Origin of the sequence: Bradyrhizobium sp. CCGUVB1N3, assembly GCF_024199925.1 — a bacterium.
Classification (GTDB): Bacteria; Pseudomonadota; Alphaproteobacteria; order Rhizobiales; family Xanthobacteraceae; genus Bradyrhizobium.
Window position 1 is genome coordinate 2,097,040 of the sequence record NZ_JANADR010000001.1, and the last position, 16,168, is coordinate 2,113,207.

Annotated in this window: 19 protein-coding genes and 1 pseudogene; 6 read left to right on the top strand and 14 right to left on the bottom strand. The window is 63.5% G+C overall.

Annotation, left to right across the window (positions count from 1 at the left end; translation table 11 throughout):
* Both NLM33_RS09965 and NLM33_RS09970 read right to left on the bottom strand, forming a co-directional pair.
* Window positions 1–390, bottom strand: a complete 390-nt coding sequence (locus NLM33_RS09965) for a Zn-ribbon domain-containing OB-fold protein (protein WP_254095893.1) — start codon at window positions 388–390, stop codon at window positions 1–3.
* Window positions 390–1,546: pseudogene (locus NLM33_RS09970) on the bottom strand (thiolase domain-containing protein). The gene NLM33_RS09965 and the pseudogene NLM33_RS09970 overlap by 1 nt, the downstream one beginning before the upstream one ends.
* Before the next feature lie 236 nt (window positions 1,547–1,782).
* Here NLM33_RS09970 and NLM33_RS09975 point away from each other — a divergent pair.
* Complete coding sequence (locus tag NLM33_RS09975; RefSeq protein ID WP_254095894.1) at window positions 1,783–2,502, top strand: lysozyme inhibitor LprI family protein; 720 nt, start codon at window positions 1,783–1,785, stop codon at window positions 2,500–2,502.
* A gap of 137 nt (window positions 2,503–2,639) precedes the next feature.
* Here the strand turns inward: NLM33_RS09975 and NLM33_RS09980 are convergent, their stop codons facing one another.
* Window positions 2,640–6,131, bottom strand: a complete 3,492-nt coding sequence (locus tag NLM33_RS09980; RefSeq protein WP_254095895.1) for an indolepyruvate ferredoxin oxidoreductase family protein — start codon at window positions 6,129–6,131, stop codon at window positions 2,640–2,642.
* A gap of 265 nt (window positions 6,132–6,396) precedes the next feature.
* Here NLM33_RS09980 and NLM33_RS09985 point away from each other — a divergent pair, with 265 nt between their 5' ends.
* On the top strand, window positions 6,397–7,614 hold the full coding sequence (locus NLM33_RS09985) for a cytochrome c (RefSeq protein ID WP_254095896.1): 1,218 nt from the start codon (window positions 6,397–6,399) through the stop codon (window positions 7,612–7,614).
* A 162-nt stretch (window positions 7,615–7,776) separates the two neighbouring features.
* Here NLM33_RS09985 and NLM33_RS09990 read toward each other — a convergent pair whose 3' ends face one another.
* Window positions 7,777–8,418, bottom strand: a complete 642-nt coding sequence (locus NLM33_RS09990) for a trimeric intracellular cation channel family protein (RefSeq protein ID WP_254095897.1) — start codon at window positions 8,416–8,418, stop codon at window positions 7,777–7,779.
* Window positions 8,419–8,603: 185 nt separating this feature from the next.
* On the opposite strand from NLM33_RS09990, the gene NLM33_RS09995 reads away from it, so the two are divergent.
* Window positions 8,604–9,002 carry a hypothetical protein gene (locus NLM33_RS09995; RefSeq protein ID WP_027525994.1) on the top strand — a complete coding sequence of 133 codons (399 nt, stop codon included), beginning with the start codon at window positions 8,604–8,606 and terminating at the stop codon, window positions 9,000–9,002.
* A 56-nt stretch (window positions 9,003–9,058) separates the two neighbouring features.
* Here NLM33_RS09995 and NLM33_RS10000 read toward each other — a convergent pair whose 3' ends face one another.
* The 3 genes from NLM33_RS10000 to NLM33_RS10010 form a co-directional block, all read right to left on the bottom strand.
* A complete protein-coding gene (locus tag NLM33_RS10000) occupies window positions 9,059–9,868 on the bottom strand; it encodes an oxaloacetate decarboxylase (RefSeq protein WP_254095898.1) in 810 nt (269 codons plus the stop codon).
* Window positions 9,869–9,942: 74 nt separating this feature from the next.
* Entirely contained in the window at window positions 9,943–10,293 is a 351-nt protein-coding gene (locus NLM33_RS10005; protein WP_254095899.1) for an antibiotic biosynthesis monooxygenase, read from the bottom strand.
* 27 nt (window positions 10,294–10,320) lie between these two features.
* Complete coding sequence (locus NLM33_RS10010) at window positions 10,321–10,629, bottom strand: NIPSNAP family protein (RefSeq protein ID WP_254095900.1); 309 nt, start codon at window positions 10,627–10,629, stop codon at window positions 10,321–10,323.
* A 272-nt stretch (window positions 10,630–10,901) separates the two neighbouring features.
* Here NLM33_RS10010 and NLM33_RS10015 point away from each other — a divergent pair, with 272 nt between their 5' ends.
* Window positions 10,902–11,600 (top strand): winged helix-turn-helix domain-containing protein, encoded by a 699-nt coding sequence (locus NLM33_RS10015; protein WP_254095901.1) that lies wholly within the window; start codon window positions 10,902–10,904, stop codon window positions 11,598–11,600.
* Between the two features lie 264 nt (window positions 11,601–11,864).
* Complete coding sequence (locus tag NLM33_RS10020; protein WP_027525999.1) at window positions 11,865–12,107, top strand: GCG_CRPN prefix-to-repeats domain-containing protein; 243 nt, start codon at window positions 11,865–11,867, stop codon at window positions 12,105–12,107.
* A 139-nt stretch (window positions 12,108–12,246) separates the two neighbouring features.
* Here the strand turns inward: NLM33_RS10020 and NLM33_RS10025 are convergent, their stop codons facing one another.
* Window positions 12,247–12,579, bottom strand: a complete 333-nt coding sequence (locus NLM33_RS10025) for a twin-arginine translocation signal domain-containing protein (RefSeq protein ID WP_254095902.1) — start codon at window positions 12,577–12,579, stop codon at window positions 12,247–12,249.
* A 238-nt stretch (window positions 12,580–12,817) separates the two neighbouring features.
* Between NLM33_RS10025 and NLM33_RS10030 the strand changes: the two genes are divergently transcribed.
* Window positions 12,818–13,279 carry a glyoxalase/bleomycin resistance/extradiol dioxygenase family protein gene (locus tag NLM33_RS10030; protein ID WP_254095903.1) on the top strand — a complete coding sequence of 154 codons (462 nt, stop codon included), beginning with the start codon at window positions 12,818–12,820 and terminating at the stop codon, window positions 13,277–13,279.
* A 211-nt stretch (window positions 13,280–13,490) separates the two neighbouring features.
* Here NLM33_RS10030 and NLM33_RS10035 read toward each other — a convergent pair whose 3' ends face one another.
* The 6 genes from NLM33_RS10035 to NLM33_RS10060 all read right to left on the bottom strand — a co-directional run bounded on the left by NLM33_RS10035 (window position 13,491) and on the right by NLM33_RS10060 (window position 16,077).
* Window positions 13,491–13,706 (bottom strand): dodecin family protein, encoded by a 216-nt coding sequence (locus NLM33_RS10035; protein WP_254095904.1) that lies wholly within the window; start codon window positions 13,704–13,706, stop codon window positions 13,491–13,493.
* Window positions 13,707–13,874: 168 nt separating this feature from the next.
* Complete coding sequence (locus NLM33_RS10040; RefSeq protein ID WP_254095905.1) at window positions 13,875–14,201, bottom strand: GcrA family cell cycle regulator; 327 nt, start codon at window positions 14,199–14,201, stop codon at window positions 13,875–13,877.
* 33 nt (window positions 14,202–14,234) lie between these two features.
* Window positions 14,235–14,423, bottom strand: a complete 189-nt coding sequence (locus NLM33_RS10045) for a hypothetical protein (RefSeq protein WP_254095906.1) — start codon at window positions 14,421–14,423, stop codon at window positions 14,235–14,237.
* Between the two features lie 115 nt (window positions 14,424–14,538).
* Window positions 14,539–15,024, bottom strand: a complete 486-nt coding sequence (locus tag NLM33_RS10050) for an adenosine-specific kinase (RefSeq protein WP_254095907.1) — start codon at window positions 15,022–15,024, stop codon at window positions 14,539–14,541.
* Window positions 15,025–15,131: 107 nt separating this feature from the next.
* On the bottom strand, window positions 15,132–15,578 hold the full coding sequence (locus NLM33_RS10055; protein ID WP_254095908.1) for a DUF2214 family protein: 447 nt from the start codon (window positions 15,576–15,578) through the stop codon (window positions 15,132–15,134).
* Between the two features lie 154 nt (window positions 15,579–15,732).
* Window positions 15,733–16,077, bottom strand: coding sequence for a hypothetical protein (locus tag NLM33_RS10060; RefSeq protein ID WP_254095909.1), 345 nt, complete (start codon window positions 16,075–16,077; stop codon window positions 15,733–15,735).
* Between the last annotated feature and the right edge of the window lie 91 nt (window positions 16,078–16,168).

Below are 16,168 nucleotides of genomic sequence, written 5' to 3' on the forward strand. Positions count from 1 at the left end.
TTAGACCGGCGTGAAGAACGGCAATGGTGCGCCGTCGGTGGACTTCCACACCACCTTCACCTTCTGGCCGATCTTCAGCGTCGTGAGATCGCAATCGACGAAGTTGGTCTGGAGCGAGGGACCTTCCTTCAGCGTGACGTAGCCGATCGCATACGGTCCCGTCGGCGACTTCCGCATCAGGCTGTAGGTATAGATGGTGCCCTCGCCCGAAGACTCCTCCCACACCGTCTTGTCGGAGAAGCAGAACGGACAGATCGCCCGCGGGAAGTAGTGGGCTTCGCCGCAAGACGTGCAGCGCTTGATCATGAACTTGCCTTGGCGAGCCGCTTCCCAGAACGGCGCGGTCTCGGGGTTGGTCATCGGGGCCAGATATTTTTTTGTCTCGCTCATCACACACGCTCCAGAATGGCCGTCGAGGCAGCATGACGCACGCCCAGGAGTCCGCCGGTGCCGTGGGCGATGGCGAGATCGCAATTCGGAACCTGCACCTTCGGATGCGCTTGCCCGCGCAACTGCCGGACAGCCTCGATGATCTTCGTCATGCCGCCGCGATTGACGGGATGATTGCTGCAGAGGCCGCCGCCATCGGTGTTGAACGGCAGCTTGCCGACGCCCGAGATCAGATTGCCGTCGGCGACGAATTTTCCGCCTTCGCCCTTCTTGCAGAAGCCGAGGTCCTCGAGCTGCATCAAGACGGTGATGGTGAAGCTGTCATAGATCGAAGCGTACTTGATGTCCTTTGGCGTGATGCCCGCTTCGTCGAAGGCGCGCGGACCGGACCAGATTCCGGCGGAGTAAGTGAGGTCGAGATCCTTGCCGCCGCGCGGGCCCTTCATCGCTTCGCCATGGCCGATCAGTCTGACCTGCGGCTTCTTCAGGCTCTTGGCAATCTCCGGCGTCGTCACGATCAGCGCGCCGCCGCCGTCGGAGACCACGCAGCAATCCATGCGATGCAGGGGATCGGAGATCATTGGCGAGTTCAGCACGTCCTCGACGGTGACGACGTCCTTCAGCATCGCATGCGGATTGTATTGCGCGTGATGGGAGGCTGCGACCTTGATCCAGGCGAGCTGCTCGGGGTGGTGCCATAGTCGTGCATGTGGCGCATGGCACACATGCCGTAGGCATTGTGGGTGGTCGCGCCGTACGCGGACTCGAAATCAAGTTCGGCACCGGCCGCGCGCGGCGGCATCACCCCCGTGCGTGGCTTGCCCGCGAGCGTGATCAGCGCGATCGAGCATTTTCCCGCGGCGATCGCTTCTGCCGCATGGCCGAGATGGATGATGTAGGAACAGCCGCCAGTCTCGGTGGAATCGACGTGGCGCAGCTTCTTGGTGTTCAGGCCGAGATAATCGACCATCGGCCAGGCGCCGCCCGGCGCATCGCCCGCGCAGAAATAGCCGTCGACGTCGTCCTTGCTGAGCCCGGCATCCTCGATTGCGCCCTTGGCGACCTCGGCGTGGAGCTGCGCGGTTGATTTGTCCGGCGCATGCCGGGTCGGGTGCTCAAAAATCCCGGCAATGTAGGCCTTGCCCTTGATGGTCAAAACTCTGGTCTCCGCTGGCGTTTCTTCTTGCTCCGTTTTTCTGACGCGCTGCGGCGGCCTTGGCAAGCGCGGAAATATTCCGCCGCGCGAGAGGGTAGCGGGTTGGCGCAAGCGCACACTCTCGTGTCCCGGACGCGCTGCAACGCGCCAGCGTTGCTGCGTAGAGCCGGGACCCACGCCGCTGCGCAGATCATTGCAATATGGGCCCCGGCTCTGCAGCGCACCGCTTCTGGACGATGCTTCGCATCGCCAGGGAAGCGCTGCGCTGCGTCCGGGGCACGAGAGTTTCGATCGGGCAAAACCGTAAAGGTGATTTGCCCGACGACACAAGCGATTTCTCTTTTATCGAACTCAAACCCATTTTGTCGAAATCAACCCCATGCAAAGTAGCGGTGGTGTGTGTTGCCCGTTGGGCGGCACAACGAATAGTACCCTTCCCGGTTGAACCAGCTCGCGCGCGGCGGCCACAAATGGCACCGGCCGGGCGCCATCACCGCGCGAGGGAGACTGCACTGACCAAGACTTCGATCGGCGTGTCCTGCGTCGGCCTGATCCTGCTGTTGGCCTCACCTGGCCAGGCGATCGCCGAGGACGTTCGCGTGAAGGCCTGCTTCGATCGCGGGTCGAACGCCGAGCAGCGCGAGTGTCTGCACGATCTCTATCGCGCAGCGCAAGCCGAACTCGAAAAGACCTATCGTCAAAGAATCGACCAAGCGACCGCTCTTGAAGCAGACGCGCGAGCAAGAGGCACGTGGCCTCCTCCCCTTCAAGGCCCGAGCTGGGCGGAACGGATTGCCTCGAGCCAGAAGGCTTGGGACGGCTACCGCGAGGCCGAGTGCTGGGGCGTGATCGGGCAGCCCGGCGGCTCGGGACGACTGGGCTGGGCGTATGGATGTCTTGCCGAGAAGACGTTCGAACGGATCGACGAGCTGAAGGTGCCGTTCGATCAGCGGTAGCGAAAAGCAGGATTCCGTAGGGTGGGCGAAGGCGGAAGCGTGCCCACCTCTTCTGCCGAGGTGTTGGAGAGATGCTGGGCACGGCGCTTTGCGCCTTTGCCCACCCTACGGCAGATGCGTTTTGGGGTGCGACCGCCCTACTCCGCCGCGATCTGCCTTGGTGCCGGTGGCGGGCTCGCAAGATCAGCGGCGAGCTGGGCGTAGCGGGCTTTGGCGGCCTGCACTGCCTTGTCCTTCACGGGGCCGTAGCCGCGGATGCGGTCGGGGAGCGACAACAGCTCCACTGCGGTGTCGTGCGTGACGGGCGACAACAGGCCGAGCACGGTGGCGACGTCCTTCTCGTAGCCGCGGATCAGGTCGCGCTCGAGCTTGCGGTCGGCCGAGTAGCCAAAAATGTCCAGCGGGGTACCGCGCAGGAAGCGGAATTTGGCCAGCCAGCGGAACACGCCGAGCATCCACGGGCCGAAGGCGCGCTTCTTCGGGCGGCCCTGTGCATCGACGCCTTTCGCCAGAATGGGCGGGGCAAGATTGAAGCTGAACTTGAAGTCGCCTTCGAACTGGTCGCGAAGCTGCTGCTCGAACTGGCCGTCAGTGAAGAGCCGCGCGACCTCGTATTCGTCCTTGTAGGCGAGCAGCTTGGCGTAGTTGATCGCCACCGCGCGCGGCAGCGCATCACTATGGCCGCCCTTCACCGCGGCGTCGCGGACCTGGTCGACCAGCTTGCGATAGCGCTTTGCGAGGCGGCCGTTCTGGTAGGCGGTAAGATGCTTGGCGCGATGCTCGATGATCTCGTCCAGCGTCATCGCCTCCAGACTCTTCGGCGCGACCACCTCGTCCTGCCCCTTCAGCATGTCGGCGAGCCGCTTCGGGTCCGCGACCGCAAGCCGGCCGAGGCGGAAGGCTTCCTTGTTCATCTTGATCGCGACGCCGTTGACCTCGATCGCCTGCTCGATCGCCTCGGCGCCGACCGGCAGCAGCCCCTTCTGATAGGCGTAGCCCATCATCATCATGTTGGTGGCGATGGCATCGCCAAGAAGCTGTTCCGCGGGCTTGGTGAAGTCGAAGAAAGTGGAGTCCTTGTGCAGCGCCGTCTCCAGCACCGCGTTCAGCTTGCGGGTCTGGAAGTTGAAGTCGCGGTTGAGGATGAAGTCGGCGGTGGGAATGACGTGGCTGTTGATGATGCCGCGGGTGCGGCTGGAGTCACAGAGCGAGATCGTGTCCTTGGCGACCGCGACGACCTCGTCGGCTGCGAGCACGAGATCGGCCGTGCCGGTGACGATGCGCGAGCACGTCACCTCGGCCGGATGATCCGACAGGCGGACGTGGCTCAGCACCGCCCCGCCCTTTTGCGCGAGGCCGGACATGTCGAGGATCATCGAGGCCTTGCCCTCGATATGGGCGGCCATGCCGAGCAGCGCGCCGATGGTCAGGACACCAGTGCCGCCAACGCCGCCGACGGCGATGTTGTAGGGCTTGTCCAGGGCCGGGCGCGAGGTGGGCTCCGGCAGCTCACCGATATCAGCAAGCTCCGCCGGTGCGCGATGGCGCGGCGCGCCGCCGTCGATGGTGACGAAGGACGGGCAGAAGCCTTTGAGGCAGGAATAGTCCTTGTTGCAGGAGGACTGGTTGATGGTGCGCTTGCGGCCGAACTCGGTTTCCAGCGGCTCGACCGAGATGCAGTTCGACTGCACCGAGCAGTCGCCGCAGCCCTCGCAGACCGCCGGGTTGATCATCACGCGGCGTGGCGGATCCTCCATCAGGCCACGCTTGCGGCGGCGGCGCTTTTCGGCGGCGCAGGTCTGGACGAAGACGATCGCGGATGTGCCCTTGTATTCCCGGCACATCTTCATGACGTTCTCGAGCTCGTCGCGATGATACTTCTTCACGCCGGGCGCGATGGTGTTGGCCGGATAGGCGTCGGGATTTTCGGAGACCAGGTAGATCTCGCTGATGCCCTCGGCGTGAAGCTGGGCCATGATCTTCTGCGGCGAGAGATCGCCGTCATGGCGCTGGCCACCGGTCATGGCGACGGCGTCGTTGTAGAGAATCTTGTAGGTGATGTTGGCCTTGGAGGCGATCGCCTGGCGGATGGCGAGAATTCCCGAGTGGAAATAGGTGCCGTCGCCGAGGTTCGCAAAAATGTGGTTCTCGTTGGTGAAGGGCGCGATGCCGACCCACGGCACGCCCTCGCCGCCCATATGCGTGAACGTCTCGGTCGAGCGGTCCATCCACAGCGCCATGAAATGGCAGCCGATGCCGGCAAGCGCGCGGCTGCCTTCGGGGACCTTCGTGGATGTGTTGTGGGGACAGCCGGAGCAGAAATAAGGGGTTCGGGAAACGGGCGCGGTGGCCTGCATCTGGGTCGCCTGGCGGCCGTTGAACCAGTCGGCCTTGGCGCGGAGCATTTCCGCAATCTCAGGGTTGAGATTAAGTCGAAGGAGCCGTTCGGTGATCGAGCTTGCAAGCGAGGCGACACTGAGCTCGGCGGCGAAGGTGAGGAAGCGCTTGTCGTGGTCGTCCATCTTGCCGACGATGCGTGGGCGGACGTCGTCGCGCCAATTGAACAGCTCCTGCTTGACCTGGTTCTCGACGATCTCGCGGCGTTCCTCGACGATGAAGATTTCCTCGAGACCGACGGCAAACTGCCTTACGCCCTCCGGCTCCAGCGGCCAGGGCATGCCGATCTTGTAGAGGCGAAGGCCGATCTTGGCGGCGACCTCCTCGGTGACCCCTAACTCGCGCAGCGCCTGGCGCACGTCCTCGTAGCTCTTGCCCGACGCCATGATGCCGTAGCGGGCGTTCGGGCTATCCATCGTGACGCGGTTGACCTTGTTGGCGCGCGCAAAGGCGATCGCCGCATAGCCCTTGTAGTCCTGGAGGCGCCGGTCCTGCTCGAAGCGATCGTCGGGCCAGCGCAGATTGAGGCCTCCGGGCGGCAGCTCGAAGTCTGAGGGAATGATGAAGGGCTTCATCTCGTCGGTGAGATCGATCTCGGCGGTGGTCTCCACCGTCTCGGTGATCACCTTCATGCCGACCCAGCAGCCCGAGTAGCGCGACATCGCGATACCCAGGAGGCCCATCTCGATCATCTCGTGGATGCTGGAGGGATAGAGATACGGCATCAGCGCCGAGATGAAGGCATGGTCGGACTGATGCGGAACGGTCGACGACTTTGCGCCGTGGTCGTCGCCGGCAAGGCACAGCACGCCGCCGTTCTTGGCGGAGCCAGCGGCATTGCCGTGGCGGAAGACGTCGCCGCAGCGGTCGACGCCGGGGCCCTTGCCGTACCAGATGCCGACCACGCCATCGTACTTGGCGCCGGGCGAGAGATTGAGCTGCTGTGAGCCCCAGATCGCGGTGGCGGCGAGATCCTCGTTCACGCCGGGCTGGAACTTGATGTTGTACTGCTCGAGATGCTTGCGGGCGGCGAAGAGCTGCTGGTCATAGCCGCCAAGCGGCGAGCCGCGATAGCCGGAGATGAAGCCGGCGGTGTTCAGCCCTGCGGCGCGGTCGCTCCGGATCTGGGCCATGGGCAGGCGGACCAGCGCCTGGATTCCCGTGGTGAAGACGTGTCCGGTGGACTGGGTGTATTTCTGATCGAGACTGATCGGACCCTGGTTGATGCCCATTTTTGTCCTCTTCGCCCTCTTAAGTCGTTGGCGTGCCCGTTGTTTTTAGCTAGGGCGCCCCGGGTGCCCGCGCCACTCTATGTCGGAATTTTAAGCCTCCGCATCACAAATCTGGACCAAAGCGGGCTACTCTCGAAAATCGCAATTTCGTGGCGGCAAGTCCGCCCGCCTTTTCAATTTGTGTCAGCATACCCTGGGCGTCGCGAAACGACGTAACGCGTCTATAATGCGTCCCATGGCGGTTGGTCGCAGGGGGAGGCCGGGAATGCGGACGATTCTGGCGTCTCTGGTATCAGGGCTTACGTTGTGCAGTGCAGTCGCAGCGACCGCCAGCGAGCCGTCGCCGGAGGCGATCGCCCACGGCAAGGCGCTGGTGGAAGCCGGCGACTGTGCGAGCTGCCACACCGCCGATCCCGCAAAACCGTTCGCGGGCGGCAAGCGCATCGATACACCCTTTGGCGGGATCTATGCGCCGAACCTGACGCCGGATCGCGACACCGGAATCGGCGCCTGGACGGATGCCGAGTTCACCCGCGCGCTGCGCTTCGGCATCGCGCCGGATGGCTCCTATTATTATCCGGCGTTCCCCTACCCCTACTTCACCAAGATGACCAAGGACGACACGCTGTCGATCCGCGCATATCTTTCGACGCAGGCGCCCGTTGCGAACCGCGTCAAGCCGCCGGAGTTGCGCTGGCCGTTTGGCTATCGATCCCTGATGCGCGCCTGGAACTGGCTGTTCTTCAAGCCCGGCCTGTTCGAGCCCGACCAGTTCAAGACCGCGGCCTGGAATCGCGGCGGCTATCTCGTCACCGGGCTCGGCCATTGCGGCGCCTGCCACACGCCGAAGAACTATTTCGGCGCCGACAAGCGCGAGCTGGCGTTTTCGGGCAACGAGGTGGGTGGCTGGTTCGCACCAAGGCTCGATAGTGCCGCGCGGAGCGGGTTGAAGTCGTGGAGCGTCGACGAGATCGCCGAATATCTCCAAAGCGGACGCAACGCCAAGAGCCATGCCGACGGGCTGATGGCCGAGGTCATCGTCAACTCGACCTCGAAGATGAGCGATGCCGACGTGCGCGCCATGGCGATCTATCTGAAGGGGTTGCCGCCGGGACCGAGCGAGCCCGCGGCGACGCCACCATTGGAGAGCGAGATGAAGGTGGGACAAGCGGTCTATGCGAAGTTCTGCATCGCCTGCCATGAAACCGACGGCTCCGGCGCGCCGCGCATCTACCCGCCGCTGCCGGGCAATGCGCTGCTGCAATCCGAAAATCCGTCCTCCACGCTCCGCGTCATCCTCGACGGTGCCCATACCGTGACGACGCCGCGCGCACCCAACACCGGCGAGATGCCCGCCTATGCCAGGCAATTGTCGGACGAACAGATCGCAGCAGTGACGAACTATATCCGCAACTCCTGGGGCAATGCGGCGCCGCTGGTCACGGCGGCTCAGGTCGGGAAGGCACGGAGCCAGGGGCCGTAGTCAGCTCCCTCTCCCCGTTCTTACGGGGAGAGGGTTGGGGTGAGGGGCTGCTTCCGCAAAAACGGTGAGAGTTGGACGCGCGGAGAGTGCCCCTCACCCGGATTGCATCTGGCGATGCAATCCGACCTCTCCCCGCAAGCGGGGCGAGGTAAGAAAGAGCAGCTACTTCTCATCTCCCGTGAAGACGAACTTCGGCATCTCCCATTTGTAGTGGACCGCGAGCAGGCGGAAGCTGATGCCGAGCACGAAGGTGAGAATGGTCCAGAGCTCGTCGTTGATCTTCAGCCCGAACGCGGTGGCATAGAACAGGCCCGTCACCACCGAGACGCTGGCGTAGAGCTCCGAGCGAAACAGCAGCGGCACGTCGTTGCAGAGGACATCGCGGAGCACGCCGCCGGCGCAGCCCGTCACCATGCCGGAAACGATCACGATCGGCAGCGAGGCATCCATTTGCCAGGCGACGTCGCAGCCCGCCATGGTGAAGACCACAAGGCCGATCGCGTCGAACACGATGAAGGCCAGCTTGAGCCGATGCACGAGGCGCGCGATCAGGATCGTGATGAAGGCCGCTCCGCCGCTCAGCGCGAGATAGACGGGGTTTTGCACCCAGGCGAGCGGATAATGGCCGAGGAAGAGATCGCGCAGCGTGCCGCCGCCGAGCGCGGTGATGCAGCCGAGGAAGCAGACGCCGAGCCAGTCCATGCTGCGCCGGCCCGCGGCCAGCGCCGCCGTCATCCCCTGCGCCGCGACCGCGACCAGGGAAAGTAAATGCAGCACGCTGTCGCTCGGTGGCAGGCTCCACATCGCTCGTCATCCCATCTCAAGGTGGAACTTTACGTCACCGGTTCCAGGATGAACAAGGTTCATCCGGAATCAACAGGTTCCCGATTCCCGCGCGCGCGGCAACATGCGACGAAAGCATGAGATCCTCCGGAACTGAACTTCGCATCCCCGGGTTGTCTTGCCAGTCCATTCGAGGAGATCAAGCGATGGCCGACGACCGTTTTCCGAATGACCCCTATCGCCCCATCGGCGAGGATGAGTATCTCCGCGCGGCGCGGCGGGATGCCGACCTTCAGGCAGATCCCGAGCTCGGCGAAGGCCCCGCCTCCAGCGGCAAGATCGCGCTGTTTGCGGTCGCGATCGCGCTGGTGCTCGGCGCAGTGTTCTACGGCTTGAACAACACCAGCGTGAACCAGGCCTCGACCGAGCCGCCGGCGAAGACCGCGCAGACGGCACCGGCAAATCCGGCCGCGCCTCCCGGCATGCGCGACGTGACGCCGAAGGGCAACGCTTCGCCGGGCGTGACCACCGGCGCCGCGCCGAGCCAGCCGGCTTCGCCAGCCCCGTCTCCGAACGCGCCGTCTGACGCCGGCAAGGCGCAGTAACGCTCCTGAAAAACGAAAGCGGCGGGACGATAACGTCCCGCCGCTTTTGTCATGCGTCAGCCGAACATCTTGTTGAGCTCGCCGCCGGGATAGCCGCTCCCGAGTTCGGCAAACGTGCCCTTCTCCGCCATCTCCTTCGCCGCGCGCATGAAACCGCCCCAGGCGACGCGGGCGAGCGAGCCGCCGACGCTGATCCTGCGCACGCCGAGATCGGCGGCCTCCTGCAGCGACAGGCCGGAGGCGCCGATCAGGAGATTGAACGGCCTTGGATGCACCGCCTTCACGACGGCAGCGATGTCTTCGCGCGTCTTCAGGCCCGGCGCATAGAGACAATCGGCACCGGCGTCGGCGTAGGCTGTGAGCCGGTCGATGACGAGCTTGAGGTCGCTCACGCCCCACAGATAGGCCTCGCAGCGACCAACCAGCAGCGTGCCGCTGTCACCGACCGCCTTGCGCGCGGCCTTGATGCGCTCGACCGCAAGCGCGCGATCGTACAGCGGCTTGTCCTTGTCGCCGGTGGAATCCTCGATCGAAAGCCCGGCAACGCCGGTCCGCACACCGCGTTCGACATTTTCCGCGACCTTGTCCGGCTCGACCGCGAAGCCGCCCTCGAAATCCGCGTTCACGGGAATGTCGACCGCCGAGCACAATGCTGCCAGATGCTGACAGACATCTTCCACGGTGACGCGGTTGTCGGCGCGCCCGATGGTCCAGGCAAAGCCGGCGCTCGAGGAGGCGATCGCCTTGAAGCCGAGATGCTGCAAGGCCTTGGCACTGCCGACATCGAACGGATTGGGCAGGATGAAGCAGCCGCTCTCGTGCATCTTCCGGAATGTCGCGCGCTTGTCCGCAGTCGTGACGTGCATGTTTCTCTCCCTTGTTGGCCGCGCAGACATAGGCACGCGCCCGGTACAGCGCCAGTGCGCGCCCGGGGCATACGCTAGTGCGCGTCGTGCACGGCGCGGCTGTCCCTCGGCGCCTCATCGCGATTCTGCATGCCGTAATCTCGGATGACGCTGGCAATCCGCAGGCGATAATCGGCAAAGAAGTTTCCGCGGCCTTTGGCCTGCGCGCGGCGATGCTCCATGGTCTTGCGCCAGGCCTCCACGGCCGCCTCGTCACGCCAGAACGAGACCGACAGGATCTTGCCCTTTTCGGTCAGGCTTTCGAAGCGCTCGACCGAGACGAAGCCGTCAATGGTCTGGAGGATCGGCTTCAGATCGGCCGCGAGATCGAAATAGTGCTGCCGGTGCTCCGGCTTCGGCCAGACCTCGAAGATCACGGCGATCATGGGCGCCTCCCTTGTTTTGGTTTGCGCCTACAATACCACCTTGCGCAAGAACGTCCGCTCCTCCGCGAGGATAAACCTGTTCTCCTCGGCAAAATGGAAGTTCGCCATCCCCTCGGCGTCCTGGCGCAGCCGCGCGCGATAGGCCTCGTAGGCCGCCAGGCTTTCGAAGGCGATCAGCGCAAAGGCGATGTTGTTGGTTCCCTCATGCGGCATGAAGTAGCCGATCAGATCGCCACCGCATTTCGGGATGATGGTGAGCCAGCGCTTCGAATACTCCTCGAACTGCGCACGCTTGAAGGGATCGAGCTGATAGCGGATGAAGACGGTGATGGACATGAATTGCTCCTGAAGTTCCCACATCGTCATTGCGAGCGAAGCGAAGCGACGAAGCAATCCAGACTGCCCATCCCTCATCCTGAGGAGCTTGCGCAGCAAGCGTCTCGATGGATGAAGGCCCCACCGGTGGCCTCGCCGTTCGAGACGCGCGCAAAAGGGCGCGCTCCTCAGGGTGAGGATCGACGTTCGTGGATTGCTGCGCTCGCAATGACGCGTTTGTGGCGGCACCGTACGCCCTTGCCCGACCGCAATGCTTCGGCTATCATCGAAGCATGAAAGCAGGACCGGACATCGCCATGGTCGCCTCGCTCGTCGGCGACCCGGCCCGCGCCAATATGCTGACAGCGCTGATGAACGGCCGCGCGCTCACTGCAAGCGAGCTTGCGCAGGAGGCCGGGATCACGCCGCAGACCGCGAGCTCGCATCTTTCAAAGCTCGAGGCCGGCGGGCTGATCGAGCCGGAGAAGCAGGGCCGGCACCGCTACTACCGCCTCACCGACCCCGATGTCGCCGGCGTGCTTGAAGGGCTTGCGGGACTTGCCGCCCGCGCCGGCCATATGCGCGTACGCACCGGGCCAAAGGATCCGGCGCTGCGGCGGGCGCGGATCTGCTACGACCATCTCGCCGGCGATCTCGGCGTGCAGATGCTCGACTCCTTACGCGAGCGGCGCCTGGTGAGGCAAAAGAAGCAGGACATCGAGCTCACGGCCGAGGGCGAACGCTTTCTCGCAAGACATTTGCAGATCTCGCCAGACATGCTCGCCCATCCGCGGCGGCCGGTCTGCAAGGCGTGCCTGGACTGGAGCGAGCGGCGACATCATCTCGCCGGCACGCTGGGCGCGGCCATGATGAAGCGCTTCACCGAATTGAAATGGGCGGCGCGCGATACGACCCCCGGCAGCCGCGTGGTGAATTTCACCCGCACCGGCGAGAAGCAGTTTGCCGCGCTGTTCGGCAACGGGCACGAGTAGGCCACCTACTCATAGACCGTGCCGCGCACATAGGTCGCCGCCCGCTCGACGAGCTCATCGAGCGAGCTACCGGCACTGTCGAGCACAACCCTCCTTGTCGCTTTAAGCAGCATGAACGGGGGCATTCATGCCGCATTCAGGTCACGATTGCCATTTTGGATCGCACCGCTTCGGCATGTCGCCAAAATTTAACATGCCGAGTCGTACCTTTTAATTCATTGTGCGCCGCAAGCGCGTGACCCAAGGACCAGAGAGGGAGCCCAGATGAAATATCTTTTTGCCGCCGTCTTGCTCGCCGGCGCCGTTGCAGGTTTCAGCGAAGCAGCCAGCGCCGCCGGCGGTTGCGGGCCCGGCTGGTATCGCGGCCCCTACGGCGGCTGCCGCCCGATGGGCGGTGCGGTTGTGGTGGCGCCGGCGCCGGTCGTGGTCGCCCCGGTCGTCGTCGCCCGCCCGCGCGTCTGTCCGTGGGGCTTCCGCTGGTGGGCCGGCCGCTGCCGCCCGGTCTGATTTTATCTTGCATTGCAAAATGGCCGCGGCACCTGCCACGGCCATTTTCTTTTTGAACGCCTGCCAATATCGCAGGCATGAAAAAGGGGATCGCCACCGCGATCCCCTTTCTGATTCGACTGGCGGCTTGCTGCACGCCCTACCAGTGACGCCAGTGGCGGCGGTGCCAGCGATGCCGCCAGCCCCTGTGACGATGATGCCAACCCCAGTGACGGCGGCGCCAGCCCCAATGGCGGTGATGATGCCAGCCCCAGTGATGGCCGCCGCCGTGCCAACGCACCTGCTCAGGCTTGAGCTGGCCGACCTCCTCGCTGCTGGTGACTGCAGGATGGACCTCGGGATTGCCGCGCGGCAGGTTGGCCGGGCCTTCGATGGGCTGTGGTGCCAGCGGCGCGGCCTGCGCGGCCGCCGTCAATGCAGCGGCACCGGCCGCTACACCGAATGCGAGCTTCAGAAAATCCCGGCGTTCCATGATGTCGTCCTCTTCAATCAGCGTTGAATGATGCGGAGGAAGTTTCGCGCCGAGGAAATGAACTCAGGCTGAACCTTGCATTCAGGTAGATCGCCCGAAGCTGACACGCCCGCGCACGGCCGGGATGGCACAACGGCCGTCATACTTTCCTCAAAGAAGGGATCGAACATTCCGAACAAGAACGGGGTGCGTGGGGCCGTCCTGCATGGATCAATCCAGCAGATCAGAGGAGACAGCCATGGCAACACAGGTGAAGCCGGTTCCCGAAGGATACCACACCGTCACGCCCTATCTCGTCGTCGACGGCGCGGAGAAGATCATCCGCTTCATGAAGGACGCCTTCGGCGCCCAGCCCTTGTTCGAGCCGATGATGCGGCCCGACGGCAAGGTCATGCATGCGGAGTTCAAAATAGGAAGTTCCATTGTGATGATTGCCGACGCCTCGGAGCAAGCACAGGCAACGTCCACGATGCTGTATCTCTACGTGCCCAACGTCGATGCGGTCTATCAGAAGGCCATCAAGGCTGGCGGCACGTCATTGACGGAGCCAACGGACCAATTCTATGGCGACCGCAGCGGCGGCGTAAAGGATCCGGCCGGCAACCGCTGGCACATCGGCACCCACATCGAGGACGTATCGCCGGCTGAGCTGAAGAAGCGCGCGGCTGAAGTCATGAAACGGCAGAACAAGGCGGCGTAAGTACCGCCGGCTTCGTAGGGCGGATTAGCGAAGCGTAGTCCGCCAGTGTGCCTGCGATAAAAGGGGCGGGTTACGCTTCACTAACCCGCCCTATGCACTCCAATGGCCTTGAACAGAGTGCCGCGCAGGTGAACAGAGTGTGCCGCGCAGGTGCTTTCGTACGCGCAAGGTCTCCCTCACCCCTGTCAGGCAGGGCGAGGCTTGCTTGAGCTCAGCTGCCCTCGAACTTGAACGACACGTTGAGTTTGGCGCGATAGGCTTCTACTTTTCCCTTCGCGTCCAGCTGCATATCGAGTTTGACGACCTCAGCGACACGAAGCTCCCGTAGAGATTTTGCCGCTTGCTCGACCGCATTGCTGGCGGCCTTTTCCCAGGAGTCGGAGCTGGTACCGATCAGTTCTATGACCTTGTAGATGCTCTCAGGCATGTCGTTCTCCCGTTCGGTATGAAGCAGGAAGCAGGTGCTCCCTGCCGCGTTCGAACCTAGCACGGTATCGGCGCTCGGAGGACGCGCATGTCGCAGGGCTGACAGGCCCAGGCCGCTTGGCGGTGTTGTTGGTGTCCGCTATCGAGGTCGCGCCGCAGCGGCGGGCCGCTAGCCCGTATTCCTCACCGCTTCCGCCAGCATGGCGTAAAGCTGGCGCTTGCTGAATTCCTTGGGCTGCTTGTCTGTTATCTTCCGCGACACCTTCTTGGCTGCCGGCTGGACACAGGCAACCAACAACGCCGGCTCCTGCTTCCGGACCGACCTTATCTGGGGTTTTGCTGTCGGCGGCTTGTGGCCACGCTTCAGGCCCAAGCGAGTTAGCCTGCCGCAGACCGCGTTACGGCTACACCCGAGACGGCGCGCGATCTGCGCGGCACTCTGTCCTTGGACCCAGAGCTTTTTGAGCAGCGCTACGTCTTTCGCATCCCAACTCATGGGAGACAGTGTACGCCACTGCCATCAACTTTTCTAGTCTTCGTCCGGCTCGCGTACCTCCGCCGGTTCGTCGTCGTCCTCCTCCTCTTCTCCCTCCTCGTCCTCGTCATCATCCTCTTCATCGTCATCAGGATCGCGGGGCGGCATCGTGCTGCTCGTGATCACAACGCTATTCCAATCCATCAAGCCGGTGGAAAATTCTTCGGGGATGTCTTGCTTCATGTTGTTGCTCCTCGGGTCTGGAGCTGAGAGCGCCGGTGGTTAACGTGCCGCGCCTCACGCTTGTGGGTTCGACGATATGTCGATGCAAACCCGTCATTTCGGCTGCATCCAGCCACTACAGCTTGTAGCCGATCTTTCGCAGCAGGTCTTTCCGCCACGCAATGTCCGCGTCGGTTTCGACACCCAGCGGTGAGGCGCCATCCACGACGCCGAGCACGCCGCGGCCCAGCTCCGTTTGCGCAACGATCACCTCGGTCGGGTTGGCCGTTGCGCAGTAGATACGGCAGACCTCCGGCACAGCACGCACCGCAGCCAGCACGTTAACGGGAAAGAACCCGTCGCCCAGGAAGATCAGGAAAGTGTGGCCGGCGCCGATGGTCAACGCGTTGTTGCGCGCCAGGGCGAGTGAGGCTTCGTCATTACCCGACCAACGCACCAGCCGCTTGCCGGAGGCCTCGCAAAAGGCCAGCCCGAAGCGGATACCCGGGACGGCGCCCACCAGCGCTTCGTGGAGGTCTTCCACGGTCTTGATGAAATGCGACTGGCCGAAGATGAAGTTGGCGGCGTCCGGCTTGATGATGGGCACCACGGTGAGTTCCATGGCTGCGCTCCTTCAAGGTAGACACGCAAATCATGGTAGGCCAACGGAAGGCGATTGCAAGCGGCCAGAGGCGGATGGCGGGTTACGGCTCCGCCACCCCCCATGCGCTAGACCCACCCTCCTCGCGCCATGATGGCCGCGCAGAGCACGATGATGACGATGGCGGCAAGCTCGCCATGGATGATCGACGTCACCAGCCTCTTCCGCTTCGCATCGATCACCGGCACCTGCCCCGCCTTCAGCGCCGCATTCCACGACAGAAATTCGCGCGTCGGAATGATCGACAACAGCCCGATGATGATGAACAGCGCGAATTTGGTCAGGAAGGCATGACTGTGAAAATAGTAATCCCAGCCCTTCTCAAAGAAGAATACGCGGAGCAGTCCGACAATGAACAGCCCGCCTGCCGCAATGCCGAGCACGAGATCGGTGACCTGGAGCCGCCGCGCGATGGCAGCCGTGATCTCCTGCCGGATCAGCGTGAACTCGATCGCGACGGCCGAGACCAGCGTGAAGGCGCAGAGGTGATGGAGGAAGGCGAAAAGCGTGGACATGGTTGGATTTCCCCGGAGAGATGTCGACCTCGTCGACCGCAATGTTGGGCCGTGACGTACCACGGGTTGGGCGCAGCCGTAACCCGCCGCACGGAAAAGACGGCGGGTTACGCCGACGCTAACCCGCCCTACGCACCGTGCACGTGGCAGCGCCTCACATCAGCTTCATCGGCGCATCATGCACCACATGGAGATCGATCCGGCCGATCAACTCCGCCCGTAGCGCCTCGGCGGCTCCGATGGCGTCATCTGTCTGGCGTAACGTGCTGATATTCGATCCGAGCGACACGATCCCGCCCAAGACCAAGGCGATCGATCCGAGTGCAACCTGCCCCGATCCGATCAGACCAAGGATCGTAATGAGCAACAATGCGGCGCCGCCCGCGATCGCTATCTTCGAAGCCAGAATGAATTTCCGGCATCGCTCCGCGATCTCGGCCAGCACCTCGATCCGGGCTTCGATCTGTGAAATCTCGTCGGTTGGATCGTCTTCGGTCATTGGATTCGAGATCGCGCCCGTCGTGCGTAGGGTGGGTTAGCGTAGCGTAACCCACCGAAGCCTTGACGCGTTGTTGGATTGGCCGGTGGGT